Annotated in this window: 22 protein-coding genes; 6 read left to right on the top strand and 16 right to left on the bottom strand. The window is 71.3% G+C overall.

The genetic code is table 11. From position 1 onward, the window contains the following. Positions 1–13: 13 nt before the first annotated feature. Positions 14–1,417 (bottom strand): hemolysin family protein, encoded by a 1,404-nt coding sequence (locus Pta02_RS27050; RefSeq protein ID WP_239131254.1) that lies wholly within the window; start codon positions 1,415–1,417, stop codon positions 14–16. Positions 1,418–1,539: 122 nt separating this feature from the next. On the opposite strand from Pta02_RS27050, the gene galE reads away from it, so the two are divergent. Continuing rightward, complete coding sequence (gene galE / locus Pta02_RS27045; protein ID WP_203877760.1) at positions 1,540–2,499, top strand: UDP-glucose 4-epimerase GalE; 960 nt, start codon at positions 1,540–1,542, stop codon at positions 2,497–2,499. Positions 2,500–2,578: 79 nt separating this feature from the next. Here the strand turns inward: galE and Pta02_RS27040 are convergent, their stop codons facing one another. From Pta02_RS27040 to Pta02_RS27030, 3 genes are all read right to left on the bottom strand, one after another. Next, a complete protein-coding gene (locus Pta02_RS27040; protein ID WP_203877759.1) occupies positions 2,579–3,403 on the bottom strand; it encodes a DUF11 domain-containing protein in 825 nt (274 codons plus the stop codon). 206 nt (positions 3,404–3,609) lie between these two features. After that, positions 3,610–4,587: a malate dehydrogenase gene (locus Pta02_RS27035; RefSeq protein WP_203877758.1), complete on the bottom strand. Its 978-nt coding sequence runs from the start codon at positions 4,585–4,587 to the stop codon at positions 3,610–3,612. A gap of 41 nt (positions 4,588–4,628) precedes the next feature. Further along, on the bottom strand, positions 4,629–6,086 hold the full coding sequence (locus tag Pta02_RS27030) for an MDR family MFS transporter (RefSeq protein ID WP_239131253.1): 1,458 nt from the start codon (positions 6,084–6,086) through the stop codon (positions 4,629–4,631). A gap of 55 nt (positions 6,087–6,141) precedes the next feature. On the opposite strand from Pta02_RS27030, the gene Pta02_RS27025 reads away from it, so the two are divergent. Next, entirely contained in the window at positions 6,142–6,666 is a 525-nt protein-coding gene (locus tag Pta02_RS27025) for a PadR family transcriptional regulator (RefSeq protein WP_203877757.1), read from the top strand. Here the strand turns inward: Pta02_RS27025 and Pta02_RS27020 are convergent. Beyond that, positions 6,653–9,025: a protein kinase domain-containing protein gene (locus Pta02_RS27020; protein WP_203877756.1), complete on the bottom strand. Its 2,373-nt coding sequence runs from the start codon at positions 9,023–9,025 to the stop codon at positions 6,653–6,655. The two genes, Pta02_RS27025 and Pta02_RS27020, sit on opposite strands and share 14 nt — an antisense overlap. A gap of 289 nt (positions 9,026–9,314) precedes the next feature. Between Pta02_RS27020 and Pta02_RS27015 the strand changes: the two genes are divergently transcribed. Then, positions 9,315–10,862, top strand: coding sequence for a sigma-70 family RNA polymerase sigma factor (locus Pta02_RS27015; RefSeq protein WP_203877755.1), 1,548 nt, complete (start codon positions 9,315–9,317; stop codon positions 10,860–10,862). An 87-nt stretch (positions 10,863–10,949) separates the two neighbouring features. Here the strand turns inward: Pta02_RS27015 and Pta02_RS27010 are convergent, their stop codons facing one another. The 3 genes from Pta02_RS27010 to Pta02_RS27000 form a co-directional block, all read right to left on the bottom strand. Beyond that, positions 10,950–12,164 carry an NADP-dependent isocitrate dehydrogenase gene (locus Pta02_RS27010; protein ID WP_203877754.1) on the bottom strand — a complete coding sequence of 405 codons (1,215 nt, stop codon included), beginning with the start codon at positions 12,162–12,164 and terminating at the stop codon, positions 10,950–10,952. Positions 12,165–12,294: 130 nt separating this feature from the next. Continuing rightward, entirely contained in the window at positions 12,295–12,564 is a 270-nt protein-coding gene (locus tag Pta02_RS27005) for a DUF3017 domain-containing protein (RefSeq protein WP_203877753.1), read from the bottom strand. Further along, a complete protein-coding gene (locus Pta02_RS27000) occupies positions 12,561–13,682 on the bottom strand; it encodes a citrate/2-methylcitrate synthase (RefSeq protein ID WP_203877752.1) in 1,122 nt (373 codons plus the stop codon). Before Pta02_RS27000 ends, Pta02_RS27005 begins: the two co-directional genes overlap by 4 nt. 181 nt (positions 13,683–13,863) lie before the next feature. Here Pta02_RS27000 and Pta02_RS26995 point away from each other — a divergent pair, with 181 nt between their 5' ends. Then, complete coding sequence (locus Pta02_RS26995) at positions 13,864–14,520, top strand: FHA domain-containing protein (protein WP_203877751.1); 657 nt, start codon at positions 13,864–13,866, stop codon at positions 14,518–14,520. 1 nt (position 14,521) lies between these two features. Here the strand turns inward: Pta02_RS26995 and Pta02_RS26990 are convergent, their stop codons facing one another. The 4 genes from Pta02_RS26990 to purN all read right to left on the bottom strand — a co-directional run bounded on the left by Pta02_RS26990 (position 14,522) and on the right by purN (position 18,490). Then, positions 14,522–15,379, bottom strand: coding sequence for a bifunctional methylenetetrahydrofolate dehydrogenase/methenyltetrahydrofolate cyclohydrolase (locus Pta02_RS26990; protein ID WP_203877750.1), 858 nt, complete (start codon positions 15,377–15,379; stop codon positions 14,522–14,524). 73 nt (positions 15,380–15,452) lie between these two features. After that, complete coding sequence (locus Pta02_RS26985) at positions 15,453–15,635, bottom strand: hypothetical protein (RefSeq protein ID WP_203877749.1); 183 nt, start codon at positions 15,633–15,635, stop codon at positions 15,453–15,455. A 558-nt stretch (positions 15,636–16,193) separates the two neighbouring features. Further along, positions 16,194–17,738, bottom strand: coding sequence for a bifunctional phosphoribosylaminoimidazolecarboxamide formyltransferase/IMP cyclohydrolase (purH, locus tag Pta02_RS26980; protein WP_203877748.1), 1,545 nt, complete (start codon positions 17,736–17,738; stop codon positions 16,194–16,196). 116 nt (positions 17,739–17,854) lie between these two features. Next, positions 17,855–18,490 (bottom strand): phosphoribosylglycinamide formyltransferase, encoded by a 636-nt coding sequence (purN, locus tag Pta02_RS26975; RefSeq protein WP_203877747.1) that lies wholly within the window; start codon positions 18,488–18,490, stop codon positions 17,855–17,857. An 84-nt stretch (positions 18,491–18,574) separates the two neighbouring features. Here purN and Pta02_RS26970 point away from each other — a divergent pair, with 84 nt between their 5' ends. Next, positions 18,575–18,985 (top strand): hypothetical protein, encoded by a 411-nt coding sequence (locus Pta02_RS26970; RefSeq protein ID WP_203877746.1) that lies wholly within the window; start codon positions 18,575–18,577, stop codon positions 18,983–18,985. Positions 18,986–19,030: 45 nt separating this feature from the next. Here the strand turns inward: Pta02_RS26970 and Pta02_RS26965 are convergent, their stop codons facing one another. The 4 genes from Pta02_RS26965 to icmB all read right to left on the bottom strand — a co-directional run bounded on the left by Pta02_RS26965 (position 19,031) and on the right by icmB (position 23,417). Continuing rightward, the gene (locus tag Pta02_RS26965; protein ID WP_203877745.1) at positions 19,031–20,689 is read right to left on the bottom strand and encodes a cell division protein PerM; all 1,659 of its coding nucleotides are present in this window, start codon (positions 20,687–20,689) and stop codon (positions 19,031–19,033) included. A 121-nt stretch (positions 20,690–20,810) separates the two neighbouring features. Beyond that, the gene (gene sucD / locus Pta02_RS26960; RefSeq protein WP_203877744.1) at positions 20,811–21,686 is read right to left on the bottom strand and encodes a succinate--CoA ligase subunit alpha; all 876 of its coding nucleotides are present in this window, start codon (positions 21,684–21,686) and stop codon (positions 20,811–20,813) included. Continuing rightward, complete coding sequence (gene sucC / locus Pta02_RS26955) at positions 21,686–22,867, bottom strand: ADP-forming succinate--CoA ligase subunit beta (RefSeq protein WP_203877743.1); 1,182 nt, start codon at positions 22,865–22,867, stop codon at positions 21,686–21,688. The genes sucD and sucC overlap by 1 nt, the downstream gene beginning before the upstream one ends. A gap of 142 nt (positions 22,868–23,009) precedes the next feature. Beyond that, positions 23,010–23,417, bottom strand: a complete 408-nt coding sequence (icmB, locus tag Pta02_RS26950) for a coenzyme B12-dependent isobutyryl CoA mutase small subunit (RefSeq protein ID WP_203877742.1) — start codon at positions 23,415–23,417, stop codon at positions 23,010–23,012. Positions 23,418–23,673: 256 nt separating this feature from the next. Between icmB and Pta02_RS26945 the strand changes: the two genes are divergently transcribed. After that, positions 23,674–24,456: a hypothetical protein gene (locus tag Pta02_RS26945; RefSeq protein WP_203877741.1), complete on the top strand. Its 783-nt coding sequence runs from the start codon at positions 23,674–23,676 to the stop codon at positions 24,454–24,456. Positions 24,457–24,561: the final 105 nt, after the last annotated feature.

The raw sequence follows: 24,561 nt of genomic DNA, 5'->3' as shown, positions 1-24,561 counted from the left end.
AAAAAGAATTGTGTCAGCTGTCGGGAGTGCTCGGTGCCTCCACGGCGGGAGCCGTACCGGACTCCACCGCCTCCCCGGCCGGGCGGTCCTCCGCCGAGGCCCCCGCCTGAGCCTCGGGCTGGGCCTCCGCGGGGGCCGCCGCGCGGCGTTTGATGCGGACCCTCGCCACCCTGCGCCCGTCCATCTCTGTGACGGACATCTCGAAGCCGGGGATCTCGACCCGCTCCCCCTTGAGCGGCAGGTGGCCCAGCGCCGCCATCATGAACCCGCCGAGCGTCTCGTAGGGGCCGTCGGGCAGCCGGATGCCGGTCTCCTGCGCCACCTCTCCGAGGTTGGTCAGCCCTTCGAGCTCGACCTCGCCGGCGGGCAGCACGACATGCTCGTCCTCCACGTCGTGCTCGTCGCGGATGTCGCCCACGAGTTCCTCGACGAGGTCCTCCAGCGTGACGATCCCCGCCGTGCCGCCGTACTCGTCCACTACGATCGCCAGGTGGTGCCCCTCGTCGCGCATCTCCGACAGCGTCGTCAGCACCCGCTTGCTGGTGGGCACCATCTTGACCGGCCGGATCTGCACCACCTCGCTGATCGGCTCGATCGAGCCGGTCAGGACCGGGTCGAGCAGGTCGCGGATGTGGACGAAGCCGATGATGTCATCGTAGGTGTCGCGATAGACCGGGAAGCGGGAGTGCGGCATGGCCGCGGCCAGGACGGCCGCCTCGGCCAGGCGCGTGTCGGCGGACATGAACTCCACCTCGGTGCGCGGCAGCATCACCTCGCGGAGCTGCCGTTTGCCGGCCGCGAAGACCTCCGCGATCAGGTTGCGCTCGTCCGGGGTGAGCTCGTGGTGGCCGACCACCATGTCCCGCAGCTCCTCGGTGGAGATCTCCTCGCGGTCGGCCTCGGGGTTGCCGCCGAGCAGCTTGACCACGCCGTCGGTGGACTTCGACAGCGCCCAGATGATCGGCCGGGACAGCGCGGCCATCCGGTCCAGGAACGGCGCCACCAGCAGCGACAATCCCTCGGCCCGCTGCAGGGCCAGCCGCTTGGGCACCAGCTCGCCCAGGACCAGGGAGGCGTAGGAGATCACGAGGGTCACCAGCACCAGCGCCGCCGGCGCGGCGGCGGCCTCGGGCACGCCCCAGCCGGCCACGACGGGGACCAGGTCCTTGGCGAGGGTGTCGGCGCCGAACGCGGCCGACAGCATGGTCGCCACGGTGACGCCGATCTGCACGGCCGACAGGAATCGGTTGGGGTCGCGGGCGAGCTTGGCCGCCCTGGTCCCCCTGCGCCCGTGCTCGGCGAGCCTGCGTATCTGGCTCTCGCGCAGGGAGACCATCGCCATCTCCGCGCCCGCGAAGAACCCGCCGATCAGTACGAAGAGCAGGACCAGGGCGATATTGCCCAGGACACCGTTCACAGGACCGTCCCCATCAGGCCCGCCGTCCGTTCCGGCCGGAGTCGACAGTGGATTTGACAGCATATGCTGGCGGTAGGCTTACATAAATAAACATCTACCCACAGAATCAAACAGGAGGGTCCGTGAAGCTGCTGGTCACCGGAGGAGCCGGCTACATCGGAAGCGTCGTGGCGGCGCAGCTCGTCGAGGCGGGCCACCAGGTCACCGTGCTGGACGACCTCTCCACCGGCCACGCGGACGCGGTGCCGCCGGGAGCACGCTTCGTCGAGGGCTCGATCACCGAGGCCGCCCCCGTGCTGGAGGGGACGGACGCCGTGCTGCACTTCGCCGCCAAGTCCCTGGTCGGCGAGTCCGTGCAGAGGCCGGGGCTCTACTGGGGGCACAACCTGGGCGGCACCCTGGCCCTGCTGGAGGCCATGCGCGCCGCCGGCGTCGGCCGGATCGTCTTCTCCTCCACCGCGGCGACGTACGGCGAGCCCGAGCGTTCCCCGATCCTGGAGACCGACCCGACCCGCCCGACCAACCCCTACGGCGCCTCCAAGCTGGCGGTCGACACCGCGCTCACCACGTTCGCCGGCCTGTACGGCCTGGCCGCGGTGAGCCTGCGCTACTTCAACGTGGGCGGCGCCCACACCGCCGGGGACGGCCGGGTCTACCGCGAGCGGCACACCGTGGAGACCCATCTGATTCCCAACGTCCTGGCCGTGGCGCTCGGGCAGCGCGAGTCGGTCAACGTGTTCGGCACGGACTACCCGACTCCCGACGGGACATGTGTGCGCGACTACATTCACGTGGCCGATCTGGCGCGGGCCCACCTGCTGGCGCTGGAGGCCTGCACGCCGGGCGAGCACAGGATCTACAACCTGGGCAGCGGCACCGGCTTCTCGGTCCAGGAGATCCTGTCGGTGTGCCGCGAGGTCACCGGCCACCCGATCCCCGCGACCGTCGCCGAGCGCCGCGCGGGGGACCCGGCGGTGCTGGTGGCCTCCTCCGAGAGGATCCAGCGCGAGCTCGGCTGGAAGCCGGAGCACCCGTCGGTCCGGGACATCGTCGCCGACGCCTGGGCCGCCCTGCCCCGCTGACACCGCGGACGGCGCCGGCCCCCGGGCGGGCGGTACGGCGCCGCGCGGCGCGCTCCGGTGCCCGGCCATCGCGACGGTCTCAGCGCACCCGCATGCGGGCCACGTTGTTGCCGGGACGGCGGTCGCCCACCCGCGCCGAGTGGACCGAGGCCTTGGCCCGCACCGGGCGGCCGGGCGAGCTGAAGTCGAGGTCGAGCCTGATCCTCCCGCCGGGGGCGACGGCCCGCAGCCTGCATCCGACGTAGCCGGACCGGGGACGGCAGCGGGCGCCCCGCGCCGACAGGAAGCGCGCCCGCCTGGCCTGGAAGAAGACCAGGGCGTCGCGGACGATCCGCGGCCCCCGGTTGCGCACGACCGCGGCCATCGTGACCGTCCGGCCGATCCGGAACCTGCCCGCCGGCCGGATCGCCAGGTCGGCGCCCTCGTCCACCGGGGTCAGCGTCCGCGCCGAGTCGTTGACGACGTTGTCGTCCACCACCTCGGAGGAGATCGTGGCGACCGCCGCCAGCGGTCCGCGGGCGGCGGGGCGGACCATGCCGGTGATCGTCACCGCGCCGCTGCCGCCGGGCGGCACGTCCGCCCGCGAGGCGCAGACCACCTCTCCCCCGGTCGCGCCCGGCACGCACTCGGCCACGTCGGTGCCGAGGATCTCCACCCCGGCCGGGATCCGGACGGTGAGCACCGGGAGCACCGCCTCGCCCGGACCCGCGTTATGGACCTTCACCCGGTAGCTCAGCGGCTGCCCCGGCTGGGCCCGGCCCGGCGAGACCCGTATCCGCACCGACAGGTCCGCTCCGCCCCAGTTCGGGCCCGCGGGCTCCGCCACCGCCGTACCGGGCGATCCGGCGAGGACGAGACTGACCACTCCAGCGACGACCCGCGCCGCAGCATACGTGTTGAACACCGATTCCCCCGACCATCAGTGACGATTGAACGCGCAGATCACGCCCGCGCGGCCGACCGACACGCCGCGTCTTCGCCGGGACGCGCGAGAGCCCCGGACCCGCGGGTCCGGGGCTCTCGCGGCGCTCGGATCAGCCGTGCGGGCGCCGGCCGGACGTGGCCGGGCGCTCGCGGTCCGAGGTGCTCCTCAGGTGCGGGAGGCTCCGCTCAGATCAGGCCGAGCTGGCGGACGGCGTCGCGCTCCTCCTCCAGCTCGCGCACCGAGGCGTCGATGCGCTCGCGGGAGAAGGCGTCGATCTCCAGGCCCTGGACGATCTCCCACTTGCCGTTGCGCGAGACGACGGGGAAGGAGGAGATGAGACCCTCGGGCACGCCGTACGAGCCGTCGGACGGGATGGCGGCGGAGGTCCACTCGGTGCCGTTGACCCAGTCGTAGACGTGGTCGATCGCGGCGTTGGCGGCGGAGGCGGCCGAGGACGCGCCCCGGGCCTCGATGATCGCCGCGCCGCGCTTGGCCACGGTCGGGATGAAGGTGTCGCGCAGCCAGGCCTCGTCGACCAGCTCGGCGGCGATCTTGCCGCCGACCTCGGTGTGGAACAGGTCGGGGTACTGCGTGGCGGAGTGGTTGCCCCAGATCGTCATCTTCTTGATCTCGGTGACCGGGACCTGGAGCTTGGCGGCGAGCTGGGACAGCGCGCGGTTGTGGTCCAGGCGGGTCATCGCGGTGAAGCGCTCGGCCGGGACGTCCGGCGCGTGCTGCTGGGCGATCAGCGCGTTGGTGTTGGCCGGGTTGCCCACGACCAGGACGCGGATGTCGTCGGCCGCGTGGTCGTTGATGGCCTTGCCCTGCGGGCCGAAGATGCCGCCGTTGGCCTCCAGCAGGTCACCGCGCTCCATGCCGGCCTTGCGCGGCATCGCGCCGACCAGGAGCGCGACGTTGGCGCCGTCGAAGGCGACGTTCGGGTCGTCGGTGATCTCGATGCCCCGCAGCAGCGGGAACGCGCAGTCGTCGAGCTCCATCGCGGTGCCCTCGGCTGCCTTGACGGCCTGCGGGATCTCCAGCAGGCTCAGCGTGACCGGGACGTCAGCGCCCAGCAACTGGCCCGACGCGATGCGGAACAGCAGCGCGTAGCCGATCTGACCGGCGGCGCCGGTGACGGTGACCTTTACGGGAGTCTGGGCCATGACCTTCCCCCACTCGAAGGATGAATTCTGACGGTGGGATGTTACCCCTCTGCCTGCGGCGGTCTCCCGGCGAGGGCCGTGATCCGTCCACCGGGCAGCGCCAGCAGCGCGACCAGGGCGACGAGCGCGCCGGTGACGGCGAGCCACGGGATGACCGCGGCCGTCGCCGCGGCGTGCGCCGTCTGGGGTCCGTGCAGCGGGACCTGCTCCCGGATGACCGCGGTGTAGAGCGTCCCGCCCAGGGCCAGGGCGACGGAGCCGCCGATCTGCCGGAAGAAGGTCAGGTTCGCGCTGGCGGTCCCGATGAAGCGCGGCGGGACCGACGTCTGGATCGCCACCGTGAGCCCCGACAACATCGGTCCCATGCCCAGGCCGAGCAGGGCCATCCACCCGGCCAGGACCACGCCCGAGGTGCCGGTCGTCAGGCCGGCGCACAGCAGCGCCCCGATCGCGATCAGGAACGCCCCGGCCGCCAGCCACGGCTTGTACCGCCGGGTCCTGGAGATGAGCGCCCCGGTCACCATGCTGCCGGCGACCATGCCGAGCATCAGCGGGTAGATGCGCAGGCCCGAGTCGGTGGCGCTGAGCCCCCTGGCCTCCTGGAAGTAGCGGGGCAGGAAGACCACCCCGGCGTACAGGCAGAAGGCGGTGATGAAGGAGGCCGTGTTGGCCAGGGTGTAGGTCCGGTTGCGGAACAGCTCCAGCGGGATGATCGGCTCGGCCGCGCGCCGCTCGACCATGACGAAGGCCGCCGTCAGCACCGCGGCCGCGACGATCGGCCAGAGCACCGGGCCGCTGGTCCACGAGTGGTCGTCCAGGCCCTTCTCGGTGAGGCCGAGGAGCAGGGCGCCGATCGCCGCCGTGAACACGGCGATGCCGAGATAGTCGGGGCGGGAGCCGCGGCCCTGTCCCGGGGAGTACGGCAGCCGCGCCACGATGACGGCGATGAGGAGCAGGCCGACGGGCAGGTTGACCAGGAACGCCCAGCGCCAGCTCGTCGTGTCGGTGAACACCCCGCCGAGGAACGGGCCCGCGATGTAGCTCAACGCCATCACCCCGCCGATCGCGCCCTGCACCCGGCCGCCGCGCTCCGGCGGGAACAGGTCCATGACCAGGGCCAGCGAGAGCGGGAGCAGGGCGCCCGCGCCGAGGCCCTGCACGGCGCGGAAGGCGATGAGCTGGGTCATGTCCTGCGCCACGCCGCACAGCAGCGAGCCGATCAGGAACAGCGTCACGCCGGTCAGCAGGAGCGGCTTGCGGCCGTAGACGTCGGACAGCCTGCCGTAGAGCGGGACGGTGATCGTCGAGGTCAGCAGGTACGACGTCACGACCCAGGTGTACAGGTCCGCGCCGCCGAGCTCCCGGACGATCCGGGGCAGGGCGGTGCCGACGATCGTCTGGTCGAGCATCGCCAGGAACATCCCGCCGAGTACGGCGAGCACGAGCAGCCCGTTCCCCGAACGGGTGCGTACTGGAGGATTCAACATGTCGGTAGCCACGTGTTGATGTTGACGTGTCGAGTTTTACATGTCAATCCGGATATATGATGTGGGCATGTCCCTGCGCATGGCGCTCCTCGGCCTGCTGTCCGTCTCGGGCCCGGCGAGCGGCTACGACCTCACCAAGCTCTTCGAGAGCACGATCAACCACGCCTGGCAGGCGCGGCACAGCCAGATCTATCCCGAGCTCAACAAACTGGCCGCCGACGGCCTGGTGACGGTCGAGGAGGAGGGCCCGCGCGGGCGCAAGACCTACACGATCACCGAAGAGGGCTCGCGGACGATCCGCGAGTGGATGCTGACGACGGGGCCGGCCCGCTCGGCCCGCGACGAGAAGACGCTGCGCGCCTTCCTGCTGCCCACCCTGAAGCCGGAGGAGGCCCTGGAGGTGCTCCGCGAGACGGTCAGGGAATGCGAGGCCAAACTCGCCGTATTGGAGGAGATCGAGCGCAGGCCCAGCCGGCCGCGCACCGCCGGCTTCGGCCGGTACGCCCTGGACCTGGGCCTGCGCCACACGCGGATGATGCGTGACTGGGCCGCGGAGACCGCCGAGGAGATCGAGCGGGCTAGCCGCAGCTAGCCATGTCCGGCTGGTCGTTCTCGCGGCCGGGGAAGTTGACGTTGGCGAAGTGCCGGTTGAGCAGCTCCTTCATCGTGCCCTTCCGGTACAGGTCCGCGATCACGCCCTGGACGGCCTGGCAGGTGCGCTCGTCGCCCCGCTTCAGGGCCACCGCGTACCGCTCGTCGGTGAGCTTCAGCCCGGCCACCCTGTAGCGCACGCTCTCCCGGTCGGCGAACCCGGCCAGCAGCAGGTCGTCGCCGGGCACCGCGTCGACCTCGCCCTTCAGCAGCTTGTTCATGCAGTCGGTGTAGGTCTGGCCGTTGACCAGAGTGAGGTCGGCCACCCTGCTGCGCACCTCCTCGGTCGAGGCGCTCCCGGCCGGCCGGCACAGCCGCCTGCCCTCCAGCCCGGCGAGGGAGGAGATCGTCGAGTCGTCCCTGACGAGCACGTCGACGTGGGCGAGGTAGTACGGCCCGGCGAAGGTGACGTCGTCCTGGGCGTTGATCGAGTACGTCGAGATGACCATGTCGACCTCGCCGTCGGCCAGCAGCCGGGGCCGGTCCTCCCGGCGGGTCGCCTTGAAGGTGATGCCGCTCTCGGGCACCCCCAGCGCCTCGGCGATCCGGGTGGCCAGGTCCACCTCGAACCCGCTCCACTTCCCGCCGCTGTTGAGCGCGATGCCGGGCAGGAAGTCGCGCATCCCGACGGTGAGCTTCTTCGTCGCGGCGGCCTTGTCCGCCACGGAGGTGAACTCCTCGGCGGTGCCGTTCCCGGTGCCGTTCGTTGTGCCCTCCGTGGGACCGTCCGTGGGGCCGGTGCCGCCCAGGAAGGACGGGCGCCAGCCGGTGGCGTAGACGACCGCCCCGGCGCTGCCGAGCAGCAGCACGGCCACCGCCAGCGCGATCCAGCGGCTCCGGCGCGGGCGCCGCGGCGGCTCGGGCTCCTCGAACGGGCCGGGCCGGGTCTCCTGCCAGCTCGGCGGCCCGACCTCGGCGGGGGGCCAGCCGGAGGCGGAGGGCTCCGTACGGGACGGGTAGGGCGCGTACGGCCCCTGCGAGAGTGAGGAGGACTCGCCCGCGGGGTGGCGTTCCCGGTCCGCGGGCGGGGACGTACGGGACTCGGCGGACGAGCTCCCGCGCGGGCCGGGGATCCTCTCGGTCGGGGGCGGGACGGGCGGGCGGGAACCCTGATCCGCCGGGAGCGCGCCACGCGTGAGAGACCCGGACGGATGGTCGGCCGGGGGCGGGACGGGCGGGCGGGAACCCTGATCCGTCGGGAGCGCCCCGCGCGGCAGGGATCCGGACGGGTGGTCGGCCGGGGACGTGGCCCGGGGGTGGGCGCCGGAGGAGCGCGGGTCGGCGGCGGTGCGCACGTGGGACACGCCGCTGTGGTCCGGCAGGCGCAGCGGGCTGGTCGTCTCGTCCGGCTCGGGGGCGCCGGGCCGGGCCGCTTGCGGAGCCTCGGGCCGGGTCGGCGCCGGGGTCCCGTTGCGGACCACCTCCGGGTTGGCGACCTGGACCCCCTGGGTGAGCACCGCCGGGGAGGCCCCCGCGCTCTCGGAGTGGCCGAGCAGCCGCAGCAGGATCTGGTCGGCCGAGGGCCGCTCGGCGGGATTCTTGGCCAGCGCCGAGCTGACCACGCCCCGCAGCGGCTCCGGCATCGAGCTGACGTCCACCTCGTGGTTGAGGATGCGGTTCAGCACCACCGCGATCGAGTCGCCGGCGAAGGACATCTCCCCCGTCGCGGCGAAGGCGACGGTCGCTCCCCAGGCGAACACGTCGGTGTAGGGGCCGACGTCGTCACCGGAGATCTGCTCGGGCGCCATGTAGGCGGGGGTGCCGATGGCCCGGCTGGTGATCGTGCCGGTGGAGTCGATGATGCGGGCGATGCCGAAGTCGACCACCCGCGGGCCGTCGGCGGCGATGAGGACGTTGTCGGGCTTGAAGTCGCGGTGCACGATCGAGGCGTGGTGGATCGCGGTGAGCGCGGTGGCCGTGCCGACCGCGAGCCGCTGCAGGGCGGCGCCCCGCAGCGGGCCCGAGTCGTCGACGACCTCCCGCAGCGACTTCCCCTCGATGTACTCGCTGGCGATGTAGGGGGTGTCCCCTTCGAGGTCGACGTGCACGACGCCCGCCGTGCAGAAGGAGGCGACGCGCTGCGCCGCGCGCGCCTCGCGGGCGAAGCGGGACCTGGCGATGGAGTCGCCGGAGAACTTCACGTGCAGAAGCTTGATCGCCACCCGGCCACCGGACTCGTCCGTCCCCAGGTAGACGATGCCCTGACCGCCTTCCCCGATGCGCCCGACGACGCGGAACGGCCCCAGCTGGCGCGGCTCCCCCGCTCCCAGTGGCTCGATCTGCGGCATCTCGGTCCCCACGCTCTCGTCGATCCTCGTCGAGCCAAACTTTACGACCAGGGGATGGCGCAGCCCTACGTGTTACCCCGACGTGACCCTGTTTATCCCTTTACGCGCTCCCCCGGTCCTCACCGGACCCACTGGTCACACGTGGCACACTGACCGTGCTAATTCCCGACAATCTCCACGATTTGGCGATACAACTGCTTGGATCGCTACCGTTGGAGATCCCCGACCACAGCGGAGCAAGGCCCCCATGCGGCGATACACCGGTTTTCGCGAGTTCGTCCAACGCGATCAGCGTTCCCTCGTGGGCACCGCCCTGCTCCTGACCGGCAGCCACGACCAGGCCATCCGCCTCGTCCTGAGAGCCTTCCGCACGGTCGGCCAGGCCTGGCCCCCCACCGCGTGGGAGAACCCCACCCAGCACGCCTACGTCACGCTCTACCACGCCTTCCTGCGGCGGCCCGCCGCCGCGGGACCCACCGCCCTGGTACGGCTCCCGGCCCGGCGCCGCCTCGTCGTCGTCGCCTGCCTCCACAACGGCAGGACCCCCGCCGAGATGGCCGACATCCTCGATCTGCCCGTCGAGACGGTGGAGGCGGAGGTCACCGAGGCGCTGACCACCCTGACCAAGGGCGACCGGCAGCGGCTGACCAACAGGTTCGCCACGCAGGCGGGCGAGGCCTCCGTGCCGGACCTGTCCGAGCGCTCCTTCAAGACCCTGCGCCGCCGCGGCCGCCGCAGGGCCCTGCTGACGGCGCTCGCCGTACTGGCGATGGCCGGGTTCATCGTGACCCTGACCCCGCAGGGACAGACGTGGACCTCCGCCCTGGCCCTGGGCGAGAAGGCCCCGCAGTCCCAGGCGACGACCTCGCCCGCGGCGGCCGGGACGACGGTGGACTCCACCGGCTCCACGGACCCCTCGGCCTCCCCCGCAGCGTCGGCGTCGCCGGAGCCCTCCGGCTCCTCCACGGCGTCCCCGGAGACGCCCGTCTCCGCCGAGACGTCCCCCGCGCCCTGGCGGGCGCCCCGCACCTCCTCCGTGATCCGCTACGCCGTCCCCGGCGAGTGCGGTGCGCGCCCCGGGACGCCCTGGGCCGGGAAGGTCCTGTGCGCGGGCTGGACGCTGAAGCTGGCCGCCGGGGGCGAGCGGGGGCAGGCGTCCGGCGGGCCCGGCGAGACCACGCTGAACGTCCCCGACGCGGTCCAGAGCCTGGAGTACGGCGACGGCGCCCACCGCACGCTCAGCCCGGTCATCAGCCGCGACGGCCACCGCGTGGCCTACCTGAGCGCGGCGGACCTCCGATACGTCGCCCACGACCTGACGACCGGGACCAGGAGGTACCTGTCACCCGCGCTCACCCCCGCCGACGTCGAGCGCGGCCCGTCCGTCAGCGTCTCCGGGGACGGCCGCCGCTTCACCGTGGACCTGGCCACCGGCCGGCTGCGGACCGACTTCGCCACCGGGTCGGCCAGCCGCCCGGCCCCGGGTGACCGGACGCCCGCGGAGGAGGCCGCCGACTGGCTCCGCACCCGCTATCCCGCCTGGAAGGACTCCCCCAGCGGCCGGTACGCCGCCGCCGTCGCGCAGGGGGACACCGGGGGCGAGGGCGTCCTCCACATCGTCGACGCCACCGCGCGGCGGGTCTTCAAGCGCCTGCCGCTGCCCTCGTCCGGCTCGGGCGTCACCGGCGAGGTCGTCGGCTGGCTGAACACCCGGGAGGTCGTCATCGCGCTGACCGGCGGGGACACCGCCGGCCTGTACCGGATCCACGCGGTCAGCGGGCAGTACCGCCGCCTGCCGGACCTGCCCGCGGCCGACCGGATCGCCCTGGGCGCCCTCACCGCGCGATGACCGCGGCAAGCCCCGCGGGCAAGCGGGGACGCCGGGTGGGAAAAGCGAAGGGCCGCCCCTCGTGGAGCGGCCCTTCGAAGGCGGCGGTCAGGCCATCTTCTTCTTGAGGTTCTCGTCCAGGGCCGCCAGGAAGTCCTGGGTGGTCAGCCACTTGGCGTCGCCGCCGACGAGCAGGGCGAGGTCCTTGGTCATCTGACCGCCCTCGACGGTCTCGATGCAGACCTGCTCCAGCTTCTCGGCGAAGTCGATCACCGCGGGGGTGTTGTCGAGCTTGCCGCGGTGCTGCAGGCCCCGGGTCCACGCGAAGATCGAGGCGATCGGGTTGGTGGAGGTGGGGTTGCCCTTCTGGTGCTCACGGTAGTGACGGGTCACCGTGCCGTGGGCGGCCTCGGCCTCGACGGTGCGGCCGTCGGGGGTCATCAGGACGGAGGTCATCAGGCCCAGCGAGCCGAAGCCCTGCGCGACGGTGTCGGACTGGACGTCGCCGTCGTAGTTCTTGCAGGCCCAGACGTAGCCGCCCTCCCACTTGAGCGCCGCGGCGACCATGTCGTCGATCAGGCGGTGCTCGTAGGAGATGCCGGCGTCCTCGAAGTCCTTCTTGAACTCGGTCTCGTAGACCTCGGCGAAGATGTCCTTGAAGCGGCCGTCGTAGGCCTTCAGGATCGTGTTCTTCGTGGAGAGGTAGACCGGGTAGTTGCGGGCCAGGCCGTACCGCATGGAGGCGCGGGCGAAGTCGCGGATGGACTCGTCCAGGTTGTACATCGCCATGGCGACGCCGCCGCCCGGGAAGTCGTAGACGTCCAGCTCGATCGGCTCCGAGCCGTCCTTCGGGGCGAAGGTGAGGGTCAGCGTGCCCTCGCCCGGCACCTTCAGGTCGGTGGCGCGGTACTGGTCGCCGAAGGCGTGGCGGCCGACGACGATCGGCTTGGTCCAGCCGGGCACGAGCCGCGGCACGTTGGACATGATGATCGGCTCGCGGAAGATGACGCCGCCGAGGATGTTACGGATGGTCCCGTTCGGGGACTTCCACATCTTCTTGAGGCCGAACTCCTCGACACGCGCCTCGTCCGGAGTGATGGTGGCGCACTTGACGCCGACGCCGTACTGCTTGATCGCGTTGGCCGCGTCGATCGTCACCTGGTCGTCGGTGGCGTCGCGGTGCTCGATGCCGAGGTCGTAGTACTTCAGGTCGACGTCGAGGTAGGGAAGGATCAGCTGGTCCTTGATGAACTGCCAGATGATCCGGGTCATCTCGTCGCCGTCAAGCTCGACGACGGGACCCTCTACCTTGATCTTGGGCATGCGTGTGGTTCCCCTTCTGAACGAACACTGGCCAGACAGTCCTTTTGAGGCTCACTGACCGTTGAGGCTATCGGACGGGCGCCCGCGGTTCGCGGGCCACCCGGTCATCCGACTCATGGCGGTACGGTGCTCAGAACGGCATGAGCTCCGAGTATTCGAGGACGAGGGCGCCCGCCATGAGCGCCAGGCCGAGAACACCGAGTGTGACGACGTCTGTCGCCTTCTTCCGCACGGCCAGCCGCCCACCCCCGGCCAGCCGTACGACGGCGCCCAGCGCGATGACGGCGCCGAGCGCGAAACCACCCCAGTAGGGGTCCACGAGTGCCGCGTACGCCACGGCGAGGACCGCACCCACCAGGATCAGCGGGTACGGTCCCCAGCGCTCTTCAATCGTGCTCACCGCTCGTCGATCGACTTCCACTTCTGGTCGCGTTCGCCGATGTACTCGCTGTCCGGGCGGATCAGGCGGTTGTCGGCGTGCTGCTCGATGACGTGCGCGGTCCATCCCGACATGCGGCTGACCGAGAACACCGGCGTGAACAGGTCGGTCGGGATGCCGAGGTAGTGGTAGACCGTCGCGGCGTAGAAGTCCACGTTGGGATAGAGGCCCTTCGTCTCGAAGACGACCTCCTCCATCTCCTTGGACATCCGGTAATAGGTGTCGTCGCCCGAGGCCTCCGCGAGTTCCTGCGACATCCGGCGCAGGTGCGTGGCGCGGGGGTCCTCGGTCTTGTAGACCCGGTGCCCGAAGCCCATGATCTTCTCACCGGCGGCGAGCTTGTCCCGTACGGCCTGGGCCACGCCGCTCGGGTCGAGCGACTCCAGGGTGCGCATGACCTGCTCGTTGGCGCCGCCGTGGAGCGGGCCCTTCAGCGTGCCGATCGCGGCGACGACGGCCGAGTGCATGTCCGACAGGGTCGCGGCGCAGACGCGGGCGGCGAACGTCGAGGCGTTCATCGTGTGGTCGGCGTGCAGGACCAGGCAGGCGTCGAAGATCCCGACGGCGCGGGAGTCCGCGGGGCGGCCGGTGATCTGCAGAAGGAAGTTGGCCGCGATGCTCAGCTCGGGATCGGGGTCGGGCACCGTGGTCCCGGTCCTGGCCCCGTGGTAGCGGGCCACGAGGAGCGGCTGCTGCGCGGTCAGCCTGGCGGCCTTGCGCAGGTTCGCCTCGGGGCTGTTGGAGTCCTTGTCGGGATCGTCGGCCGCGGCCAGGGAGACCAGCGTGCGCAGCGCCTCCATGGGCGCCTGCTTCTCCGCGATCTCGGGGATGTTCGCCTCGACGAGGGCGCCGAGGGTGCGGCCCCGGACGAGCTCAGCCCCGTAGGCGTTCAGCTGCTCCCGGTTCGGGAGTTTGCCGCACTGCAGCAGGTGAGCGGTCTCTTCGAAGGTGGTGCGGCCGGCCAGGTCGTGGATGTCGTACCCACGATAGAAGAGGCGACCGGCCTGACCGTCGATGTCGCTGAGCGCTGTGGACGCGGCCACGACATCGGCGAGGCCTTTGGTGGGCTTGTCCGCCATGAGTGTTTCCTCCGCTTATCTTCGCCCGAAGTCTACCCGTGAGCAGCGGAAACCTCCCCGAGAGGTCCAGACCAATTTCACGAAGGATTCTGCTTCTGGCAAAGGCGATTCCGCATCCCCTCGTTTGGGTAAGCCGGAGCTGTAGTAATAGTTACGGCGGGCTACCTGGGGAGGAACTGCCGTGGAGGGGCCGTTCATACGCATCGAGGACACCGGTGAGGTGGTCCCGTTGCGCCCCGAGATCACAACGATCGGGCGAGGCCGGGGAGTGGACATCCGGCTCACCGATCCGAGTGTGTCCCGGCTGCACGCGGAATTCGTCAGGCGCGGACCCTACCTGTACGTCGTTGATCTGGGCCTGTCCCGCAACGGCACGCGGGTGAACGGCAGGCCGATCGCCCGGAGGGTCCTTGACGACGGCGACGTCGTCTCCTTCGGTGCCGCTCGCGGCAGGATCGGCGGCGTCCCCCGCGAGGACTTCGCCCCCGAGGTCGAGCTCCGCCGCGCCGCGGCACCGGAGCTGACCAGACGGGAGGTCGACGTCCTGACGTCGCTGTGCCGTCCCGCGCTGTCGGACGAGGCGTTCGTCGCGCCGGCCACCGCGCGCGAGATAGCCGACGACCTGGTGGTGACCGAGGCCGCGGTCAAGCAGCATCTGCTGCGGCTCTATCAGAAGTTCCGGATCCCGGAGGGCACCAACCGGCGCACCAGACTGGCCAACGAGGTCGTCGCCCTGGGCCTGGTCAGGCCGACCCCGGTGGTGCCGTCGCAGCGCGCGACCGGTACCCCGGAGTCGTCACCGGCCACGACCACGGTCGGCAGCCGCCGGGCGTCCTGAGTCAGGCCCTGCCGGCGGCCTTCTCCGCTGCTTCGACCACGTTCGCCAGCAGCAGGGCCCGGGTCATCGGGCCCACGCCGCCGGGGTTGGGCGAGAAGAAGCCCGCGACGTCCCTGACGTCGGGGGCGACGTCACCGGCGATCTTGCCGTCGACCCGGGAGACGCCGACGTCGAGCACGGCCGCGCCGGGCTTGACCATGTCCGCCGTGATCAGGTGCGGGACGCCCGCGGCGGCGACCACGATGTCGGCGCGCCGGGTGTGGGCCGCCAGGTCCTGGGTGCCGGTGTGGCAGAGGGTCACGGTGGCGTTCTCGGTGCGGCGGGTCAGCAGCAGGCCGAGCGAGCGGCCCACGGTGATGCCGCGGCCGACCACGGCGACCTCGGCGCCCTTGATCGGCACACCGTACTCCTGCAGGAGCAGCACGATGCCGTGCGGGGTGCAGGGCAGCGGGGCGTCGACCATGTGGACCAGGCGCCCCAGGTTGACCGGGTGCAGGCCGTCGGCGTCCTTGGCGGGGTCCATGCGCTCCAGGACCGCCTGGGTGTCCAGGTGCCGGGGCAGGGGAAGCTGCACGATGTAGCCGGTGCACTCCGGCGAGGCGTTCAGCTCGTCGATGACCTCGTCGAGCTCCGCCTGGGTGGCGTTGGCCGGAAGGTCCTTGCGGATGGAGGCGATGCCGACCTCCGCGCAGTCACGGTGCTTGCCCGCGACATAGATCTGGCTGCCGGGATCGTCGCCCACCAGGACCGTCCCGAGCCCCGGGGTGATCCCCCGCTCCTTCAGCGCGGCCACCCGCGCCGTGAGGTCTGCCTTGATCTTCGCTGCGGTGGCCTTGCCGTCCAGAATCTGCGCGCTCATAGGGCCAACCTTCTCATGGGACCGGCCGGGAGCGGGCTCCCGGCACCCTCATGAGACGGCCGGAGGGCGGGGATCAGCCGCGCTCGGCCTCCCGGGCCTCCCGGCGCTCGATGATCCTGCGGGTGAAGGGGATGATCTCCACGGCCTTGCCGCTCAGGTAGGCCGAGCCGAGCGCGATCACCACGAGGGCGACCGGGGTCTTCCAGAACCCGCCGATCATCACGAGGGCGGGCAGGATGAAGTCGAGCATCGGCATGGGAGATCTCCAGCGGGCCTAGGGAAGGAACGCTTCAGGCTAACCACGGCAAAAGTCTGGTTAAACCCAAAGCAACCTGCTTATTTCGCCACTCTCTTGTCACCTATCCCACACGCCTCAGCGTTGTGGCCGGAGAGGGACTGGACGGGAGCGACACCAGAAGTATCGGCGGCCCGCGCCCGGGGTGTAGGTCTTCCGGCAAGTTCGTCGGGGAAATATGGGCGAGTCCCCACGCCTCACGAGTCCCCACGCATCACGGGGACGGCCGCATCGCGGAGACGGCGCCGACGGCCGTGACGGGTCTCAGCGCCCCGGCACGGCGCCCGGATGCGGTGACCGCCGTCTGTGACCACCGTCTGTGACCACCGTCTGTGACCGCCGTCTGTGACCGTGGCGGGCCCGGCGGCTTACGCGCCTCGCCACCGGGACCGCCACGGCCGGGGAGGGATCACGCCCCTCGGGCGGGACCCCTTCCCCCGGAGATCTTTTCGGAACCTCCGCCGGGCCTTCTTCCGGAAATCTCCCCTGGAACCGGGCTCTCCAGCGGAACCGGGCTCTCTAGTGGAAGAAGTGGCGGGTGCCGGTGAAGTAGAGCGTGATCCCGGCGGCCTCGGCCGCGGCGATCACCTCGTCGTCCCTGATCGAGCCGCCGGGCTCCACGATCGCCTTCACCCCGGCCTCGATGAGGATGGCGGGGCCGTCGGCGAACGGGAAGAACGCGTCGGAGGCCGCCACCGACCCCTTGGCGCGCTCACCCGCGCGGGTGACCGCGAGCTGGGCCGAGTCGACCCGGTTGACCTGGCCCATGCCCACGCCGACGCTCGCGCCGTCCGAGGCGAGCAGGATGGCGTTGGACTTCACCGAGCGGCAGGCCTTCCAGGCGAAGGCCAGGTCGGCGAGGACCTCCGGGGAGGCCGCGGGCCCGGCCTTGAGCTCCCAGGTCTCGGAGGCGTCGCCGGGCGCGTCCACCCGGTCGGCCGTCTGCACCAGCAGACCGCCGTCGATCCGGCGGAACTCGGCCGGGTTGGCCGGACCCTGCGGGCAGACCAGCAGCCGGATGTTCTTCTTCCCGGTCAGTACGGCCAGCGCCTCGTCGCTGAACCCGGTGGCCACCACGACCTCGGTGAACACCTCGGCGATCTGCCGGGCCAGCTCCTCGGTCACCTCGCCGTTGACCGCGATCACGCCGCCGTAGGCCGAGACCGGGTCGCAGGCGTGCGCCTTGCGGTGCGCCTCGGCCACGTCGGCGCCGATCGCGATGCCGCACGGGTTCTGGTGCTTGATGATCGCCACGGCGGGCTCGGCGAAGTCCCAGGCGGCCCGCCAGGCGGCGTCGGCGTCGAGGTAGTTGTTGTAGGACATCTCCTTGCCGTGCAGCTGCTCGGCGCCCGCCAGGCCGCCGGTGCCCGCGCTGTACAGCGCGGCGCGCTGGTGCGGGTTCTCGCCGTAGCGCAGGGACGAGGCCAGCTCCCAGGAGGCGCCCATGAAGGCCGGCCACTCCTCGCCCTCGGCGGCGTAGACGTTGGCGAACCAGGAGGCCACGGCGGTGTCGTAGGCGGCGGTGTGGGCGTAGGCGGCGGCGGCCAGACGGCGGCGCTCGGTGGAGGTGAAGCCGCCGGCGCCGACCGCGGCGAGCACCTCGCCGTACTTGGCGGGGTCCACGACGACCGCGGCGGTGCCGTGGTTCTTGGCGGCGGCGCGGATCATCGCCGGGCCGCCGATGTCGATCTGCTCCACGCACTCGGCGTCGGAGGCGCCGGAGGCGACGGTCTGCTGGAACGGGTAGAGGTTGACCACGACCAGTTCGAACGGGTCGATCTCCAGCTCTTCCAGCTGCGCGACGTGGGCGGGGTTGCCGCTGTCGGCCAGCAGGCCCGCGTGCACCCGCGGGTGCAGGGTCTTCACCCGGCCGTCGAGGCACTCGGGAAAGCCGGTCAGCGCCTCGACCGGGGTGACCGGGACGCCGAAGGAGGCGATCTTCGCGGCGGTGCCGCCGGTGGAGACGATCTCCACCCCCGCGGCGTCGAGCCCGCGTGCCAGCTCCTCCAGGCCGCTCTTGTCGTATACCGCGATCAACGCGCGCCGGATGGCGATGCGGGTCACTTCCTGGTCCTCCTGTTGTCTCCGGTGGTCCGGGTCGCCCGGCTCATGCGCCGGGTCGTCCGAGTTCGCCGGGCGTTCCGGGGGACCGGCGCGCCCGGGGGGTCGCGGGTCGCCGGCTAGCCGGCGCGCCCGACGTCACGGGGCCGCCCGAAGCGGGCGGTCCTGCCGGTCACGGTCCAGCCCTCGCGGGCCATCCGGCCGACGGTCTCGACGAGCAGGCCCCGCTCGACGGCCTTGATGCGCTCGTGCAGCGTGTGCTCGTCGTCGCCGTCGTAGACGCGCACGGCCTCCTGGGCGATGATCGGCCCGGTGTCGACCCCGGCGTCGGCGAGCATCACGGTGCAGCCGGTGACCCGCACGCCGTGGGCGAGCGCGTCGCGTACACCGTGCGCTCCGGGGAAGGACGGCAGCAGAGCGGGATGGGTGTTGAGCACGGGGAAGGCGGAGAGCGTGGGCTCACCGAGGATCTTCATGAACCCCGCGCAGACCACGAGATCGGGTTTGTACTCGGCGATCCTGTCCGCGATCGCCAGGTCCCACGCCTCGCGGGCCGGATGGTCGGGGACGCGCTCGACGAAGGTGGGCACTCCGGCGCGTTCCGCGCGGTCCAGCCCTTCGATGCCGTCGCGATCGGCGCCCACCGCCACGATCCGCGCACCATAACCCTCATCTGCCACGGCGTCCAGCAGGGCCTGTAGGTTTGTTCCAGAGCCGGACACGAGAACCACAAGCCGAGCGGCCTGGGATGACACCGACGCACTCCATTCGAAGAGGGGACTCACGCCGCTGCAAGGGTATCGGCCTGGCCGCTCACGTGACGCAAGGAGGTCCTGCAGGTGACGACACCCGTCCAGCTACGGCCCGCGGAGGGCGCGGGACGACGGGCGCTGTGGATGGCGTTCGCGGCGATCGTGCTGACGCTCATGCTCCCCGTCGCGGGGCTGTTCATGGCGATCTTCGCGCTCGTCGTCTCGATCCGCGCCGTCCCCGCGCTCAGGTCCGTGGCCAAGCCCGCCACCACGGCCGTCGTGGGCATCGTCATCTCGTCGCTGGCGCTCCTGGTCGCGATCGGGGTCACCGCGATGCAGTTCTACTTCAGCGACGAGCTGGCGGCCTACGCCGAGTGCAAGATCGGCGCCGGCACCGTCACGGCCCAGAACGAGTGCGTGGACCAGCTTGAGCGGGCCATGGAGAAGAGGTTCTCCTTCCTCCAGCCCGGCGAGCTGCAGTTCCCGTTCCCGCCCTGATCTCCGCACCGCCGGCCCCGCCCGTCGTCCGGGCGGGGCCGGCGGTCAGTCGCGGTCCCAGGCGTAGGGGTCCAGATAGATCACATGGCCGCCCTTGTCGTCGGTCTCGTCGACGATGTCGCGCCGCGGCGGGTGGGGCGGCTCGCGGTCCCGCAGCTTCGGCGGGCCCTGCTCCGCGGCCGAGGCGTGCTCGTCCTCCCAGTCGTCGCGGATGACCGGTATGGGCTGGGTGTCGCACTCGGTGGCGTCCATCCAGTGGCCGGGCAGCACGTGGGGCTGGTCGGCCTCGGCGAACCCCGCCTTGCTCGCCACCGATCCGGCGGCCTTGACGAGCTTGGCGCCGGCCTTGCGGACCGGGGCCGTGGCCGTACCGACCTTGGCGGCGGCCCTGAGCACGGCGACGTTCTGTCCCCGGAAGATCAGCCACCAGTTGGCCAGCCCCGCCGAGATCCCGGCGGCGACGCCGACCTCCAGCGTCACCGAGAGCATGACCTCCCAGCCCGCCGGGCCCATCGCGGCGAGTCTGGTCCCGCCCAGCGAGCCTCCGGACAGGGCCGCCAGCAGCCCGGCCACCAGTCCGGTCGTCGCCCCGCAGGCGAACCCCCACAGCGGTGCGCCCTCGTAGGAGGGCGAGGGGGCGACCCGGACGAGCAGGACGCCGCCCACCGCCCCGGCCACGAACGGGACCGCGATCACCGTCATGACCCAGGGCGAGGTGGACCCGGCCTCCGGCAGCGCGCCCAGGATGGGCAGGCTGGGCACACCGCCCAGCTGCACGCCGGTCGGGGCGATCAGCGTGCCGGTGCCCACGGCGAAACCCGGTCCCACGATGTAGGACATCCCCCAGATGAACGTGTTGAGCAGATAGAGCCCCTGCACCAGCAGGAGCAGGCCGCCGCCGACGATCCCCGGCGACAGGACCTCGGTCAGCTGCCTGATCTGGCCGAAGTTCACCACGATGGAGCCGAGGACCAGCAGGGCGCCGGCCGCCAGCATGATCCCCACCGCGGCGGCCGTACCGACCACGACCGAGCGCACCCGCTCGGGCAGCAGGCGCAACATCGCCCGCCACGGCCCGATCGCCCTGACGGTGGCCAGCGCGCCGGCGAGGAAGGCCAGCGCCAGGTGGCTGACGAGCACGTCGCCGAGGAACGGCTGGGTGATCTCGTTGCGGGCCACCAGCGCGATCCCCCCGGCCAGCAGGGCGTACGGCGCCGCCAGCGAGACGCCCGCCTGCCCGATCAGGACGAGCTGGGCCCTGCGCCGGGCGTTGGCCTCGTCCTTGGGGCTGTTCTTGGGCAGCCGGGCGGGCATCCGCAGCCGCAGGTCGGCGTCGCGGGCCATCCAGATCCCGGCCCGGTAGAGCAGGAAGGCCGGCAGGACCATGAGCCCGAGCGGGATGAGCCCCACCGACCCGCCGGGGATCGCGAACCCCGCGTGGTGAGCCGCCAGCCACAGCTGCGCCGCCGTACGGAACACCCCGGACAGCCCGGGACCGACCGCCCCGCGGGGCGCGGCGATCCAGCCGATCAGGGTGAGCGTGGTGAGCACCGCCAGTCCGACGCCGAGCGTCCAGACCGCGGCGAGCATCCCGGAGACGGGAAGCGGGCGGCGGACGTCGTCGTCACCCGTGACGCCGGGCAGGGGGATGCGGCTGAGAACGGTCCGAGGAGCCGTCCGGAGCTGGTCGAGAAAGGCCGTCACAATAGTCGATGGTCTCAGGATCTTGGATGCGGACGCGCTCTCATCGAACCCGCGTGTCGCGAGTCCCGTACCGGGAGGCGCGAAGGGCGCCCGGCGAACACCGGGCGCCCTTCCCACGATCTCAGCGGGACTTCATGATCTCGCGCATGAGGCGGGCGGTCTCGCTGGGCGTCTTGCCCACCCGCACCCCCACCTTCTCCAGCGCCTCCTTCTTGGCCTGCGCGGTGCCGGCCGAACCCGACACGATCGCCCCCGCATGCCCCATCGTCTTGCCCTCCGGCGCGGTAAACCCGGCCACATAGGCCACCACCGGCTTGGTCACATGCTGCTCGATATAGGCCGCGGCCCGCTCCTCGGCGTCCCCGCCGATCTCCCCGATCATCACGATCGCATCCGTGCCCGGGTCATCCTGGAAGGCCGCCAGCGCATCGATGTGCGTGGTGCCGATCACCGGATCCCCGCCGATGCCCACCGCCGTGGAGAAGCCGAAGTCACGCAGCTCATACATCAGCTGGTAGGTCAGCGTGCCGGACTTGGACACCAGCCCGATGCGGCCGGCGGTGGTGATGTCGGCCGGGATGATGCCGGCGTTGGAGGCGCCCGGCGAGGCGATGCCCGGGCAGTTGGGCCCGATGATCCGGGTGACGTTGCCCTTGGCCGTCGCATAGGCCCAGAACTCGGTGCTGTCGTGCACCGGCACACCCTCGGTGATCACCACGCACAGCGGGATGGCCGCATCGATGGCCTCTTTGACCGCGTCCTTGGTGAAGGCCGGCGGCACGAACACCACCGAGACATCGGCGCCGGTGGCCTCGACGGCCTCGGCCACGGTGGCGAAGACCGGCAGGCCCTCGTGGGTGGTGCCGGCCTTGCGGGCGTTGACGCCGCCGACCACCTTGGCGCCGGAGGCCAGCATGCGCCGGGTGTGCTTGGTGCCCTCCCCGCCGGTCATGCCCTGAACAATGATCTTGCTGTTCTCGGTCAGCCAGATAGCCATTACGCACCTACCGCAGCGAGCTCGGCGGCACGCTTGGCCGCGTCGTCCATCGTGTCGACCAGCTCGACGCCGGAAAGCTTGGCGTCGGCCAGGATCTGCCGCCCGAGGAGGGCGTTGTTGCCGTCCAGCCGGACGACGAGCGGGCGGGTGACCGCCTCGCCGCGGCTCTCCAGGAGCTGGAAAGCGGAGACGATGCCGTTGGCCACCGCGTCACAGGCGGTGATGCCGCCGAAGACGTTGACGAAGATCGACTTGACGGAGGGGTCGGAGATGATGATCTCCAGGCCGGCCGCCATCACCTCGGCCGAGGCGCCGCCGCCGATGTCGAGGAAGTTGGCGGGCTTGGGCTGGCCGGGGAAGGCCTCGCCCGCGTAGGCGACGACGTCGAGGGTGGACATGACCAGACCCGCGCCGTTGCCGATGATCCCGACGCTGCCCTCGAGCTTGACGTAGTTGAGGTCCTTGGCCTTGGCCGCGGCCTCCAGCGGGTCCTCCGCGGCCTTGTCGGCGTAGGCCTCGTGCTCGGGCTGACGGAAGGCGGCGTTGTCGTCGAGGGTGACCTTGCCGTCGAGGGCCTTCACCTGGCCGTCGGCGGACAGGATCATCGGGTTGACCTCGACCAGGGTGGCGTCCTCGTCGACGAAGGCGGCCCAGAGCTTCTCGATGAGCTCGGCGGCGCCGTCCAGCGACCGCTCCGGCAGGCCGCCGGCCTCGGCGATCTCACGGGCCTTCGCGCGGTCCACGCCCTCGATCGGGGAGACCGGGACCTTCGCGACCTTCTCCGGGGTGCTGTGCGCGACCTCTTCGATGTCCATGCCGCCCGCGGCGGAGCAGATCGCGAGGAAGGTGCGGTTGGCGCGGTCGAGCAGGAAGGAGAAGTAGTACTCCTCCGCGATGTTGCTCGCCTCCTCGATCAGGACCTTGTGGACCGTGTGGCCCTTGATGTCCATGCCGAGGATGTCGGTGGCCTTGCGCTCCGCGTCGGCGGCGTCGTCGGCGACCTTCACGCCGCCCGCCTTGCCGCGGCCACCGGTCTTGACCTGGGCCTTGACGACGACACGGCCGGTCAGCTCCTCGGCTGCCGCGCGTGCCTCCTCCACGGTGTGCGCGACGATGCCGCGCGGCACCGGGATGCCGTACTCCGCGAAGAGCTCCTTCGCCTGATGTTCGAACAGGTCCACGAGGGTCCGTCCTTGCTTGTCCGGCTTGTGTACAGATGTCGGCGGGCCGGCTCCACGGCCTCGGCGGGAGCCTGGCGATTTTCGCGCCAATGAAGCCTAGCCGCCCTGGCGGCCCGGGGAGGCCACCGGGGCCGGGTCACGCTCAGACGCGGGCGGGAACGGCGCTGCGAACCCACTCGACGATCTCCTGGGTGGTGGCCCCCGGCGTGAAGACGCGGGCGACGCCCATCCGCTCCAGCTCCGGCATGTCGTCCTCCGGGATGATCCCCCCGCCGAACACCACGATGTCGCTCGCGTCCTGCTCCTTCAGCAGCTCGATCACCTTCGCGAAGAGCGTCATGTGCGCCCCCGACAGGATCGACAGGCCGATCGCGGCGGCGTCCTCCTGGATGGCGGTGCGCACGATCTGCTCGGGCGTCTGGTGCAGGCCGGTGTAGACGACCTCCATCCCGGCGTCCCGCAGCGCCCTCGCCACGATCTTCACACCCCGGTCGTGCCCGTCCAGCCCGGGCTTGGCGATGACGACGCGGATTCTCGACACGGCATCCATCTACAGACCTCCTCGTCTGCGCCACATTCACGGCATTGCGGCTGCCCGCAGCGTAACCGGCCAGGCCCCCCGGGGCGCCACCGGTCGCCCGCCCCTCCACACCTCGCCCCGCCCGCACGCGAAGACACGGATCGCCGCGACCGGAGGAGTCACCACCTGGCACCCGGCCGGTCCGGATACATGATCGTTACATCCGATTGCGAAGATCTCCAGGGTCCTCCCACGCGAACCGGGGAGAACGACTCGGGAGAATCACATGAATCGCTTCGCCTCCGGAGCGGCGACGGCCGCGGTCACGGCCGTGGCCCTGGCCGTTCCGGCGCTGGTCTCGCCTTCCCACGCGCAGACGGCTCCCCCCGGACCGGTGACGGCGCTGAAGAAGCAGTTCGTCCCCGGGCGCGGCGTGAAGATCACAGAGAAGACCGAGTCGTCCTCCGACGACTATCACTCCTCTTCGGCGAAGAAGAACGGCGTCGTCGGGTTCAACCGTTCCGGTCCCGCCGGCCACGACATTCTCATCAAATCCGATCCCCTGGGAAAGGACACCAAACCCGGGCGCATTCTCGCCGTAGGCTCAACGAGATATGGAAGGGGCGGCCTCGCCGACGACATTCTCCCCAAGGGGAAGAAATGGCTGAGGGTCACATCAAGCGCCGTGCCCTCCCCCTTCACGTCCCCGATCTACATGCTGGAACCCGCCACGCTGAACACCCTGCTCACCACCGCCTCCAGCACGTCCCCCGGCGCTGACTCGACGACCGTCTACAAGGGCGCCCTCACCGGCGCCACCCTCTATCGGGTGTCGCCGTCCTACCGGTCCTCCTTCGACGACAGGGACCCGACCGAGGACGACGCCGCGATGGAGGTGCGCTGGACGCTGTGGATCGGCCGCGACCGGCTCCCCCGCCGGCTCGTCTCCACCTGGCGGAAGCAGAACAAGCTCCTCGGGACGGTGAAGACCACCAGCGACATCCGACTCAGCGGGTGGGGAACGCGGGTCACCCTGACGCGGCCGCCCGCCGACCAGGTCACGCCGTAGATCCCTCCCCAGGCGATGGCTCGTAATTCGACTGGGCGGATCCGGCGATCTTGTCAGGGTCCCCGCATGCCTCCCCAGCGCACCCTGCTGGCCCGGATGGTGGAG

This window comes from Paraplanobispora takensis (genome assembly GCF_016863195.1).
GTDB classification, from domain to species: domain Bacteria; phylum Actinomycetota; class Actinomycetes; order Streptosporangiales; family Streptosporangiaceae; genus Planobispora; species Planobispora takensis.
The sequence above is the reverse complement of the archived record's forward strand: the minus strand, read 5'-3'. Positions and strand labels throughout refer to the sequence as shown.

Excerpts from the sequence above, each read along its gene's own strand:
- Pta02_RS27035 (WP_203877758.1), bottom strand. The coding sequence starts at position 4,587 with ATGGCCCAGACTCCCGTAAAGGTCACCGTCACCGGCGCCGCCGGTCAG.
- Pta02_RS27025 (WP_203877757.1), top strand. The coding sequence starts at position 6,142 with ATGTCCCTGCGCATGGCGCTCCTCGGCCTGCTGTCCGTCTCGGGCCCG.
- Pta02_RS27010 (WP_203877754.1), bottom strand. The coding sequence starts at position 12,164 with ATGCCCAAGATCAAGGTAGAGGGTCCCGTCGTCGAGCTTGACGGCGAC.
- Pta02_RS27000 (WP_203877752.1), bottom strand. The coding sequence starts at position 13,682 with ATGGCGGACAAGCCCACCAAAGGCCTCGCCGATGTCGTGGCCGCGTCC.
- Pta02_RS26990 (WP_203877750.1), bottom strand. The coding sequence starts at position 15,379 with ATGAGCGCGCAGATTCTGGACGGCAAGGCCACCGCAGCGAAGATCAAG.
- Pta02_RS26985 (WP_203877749.1), bottom strand. The coding sequence starts at position 15,635 with ATGCCGATGCTCGACTTCATCCTGCCCGCCCTCGTGATGATCGGCGGG.
- sucD (WP_203877744.1), bottom strand. The coding sequence starts at position 21,686 with ATGGCTATCTGGCTGACCGAGAACAGCAAGATCATTGTTCAGGGCATG.
- icmB (WP_203877742.1), bottom strand. The coding sequence starts at position 23,417 with ATGGATGCCGTGTCGAGAATCCGCGTCGTCATCGCCAAGCCCGGGCTG.
- Pta02_RS26945 (WP_203877741.1), top strand. The coding sequence starts at position 23,674 with ATGAATCGCTTCGCCTCCGGAGCGGCGACGGCCGCGGTCACGGCCGTG.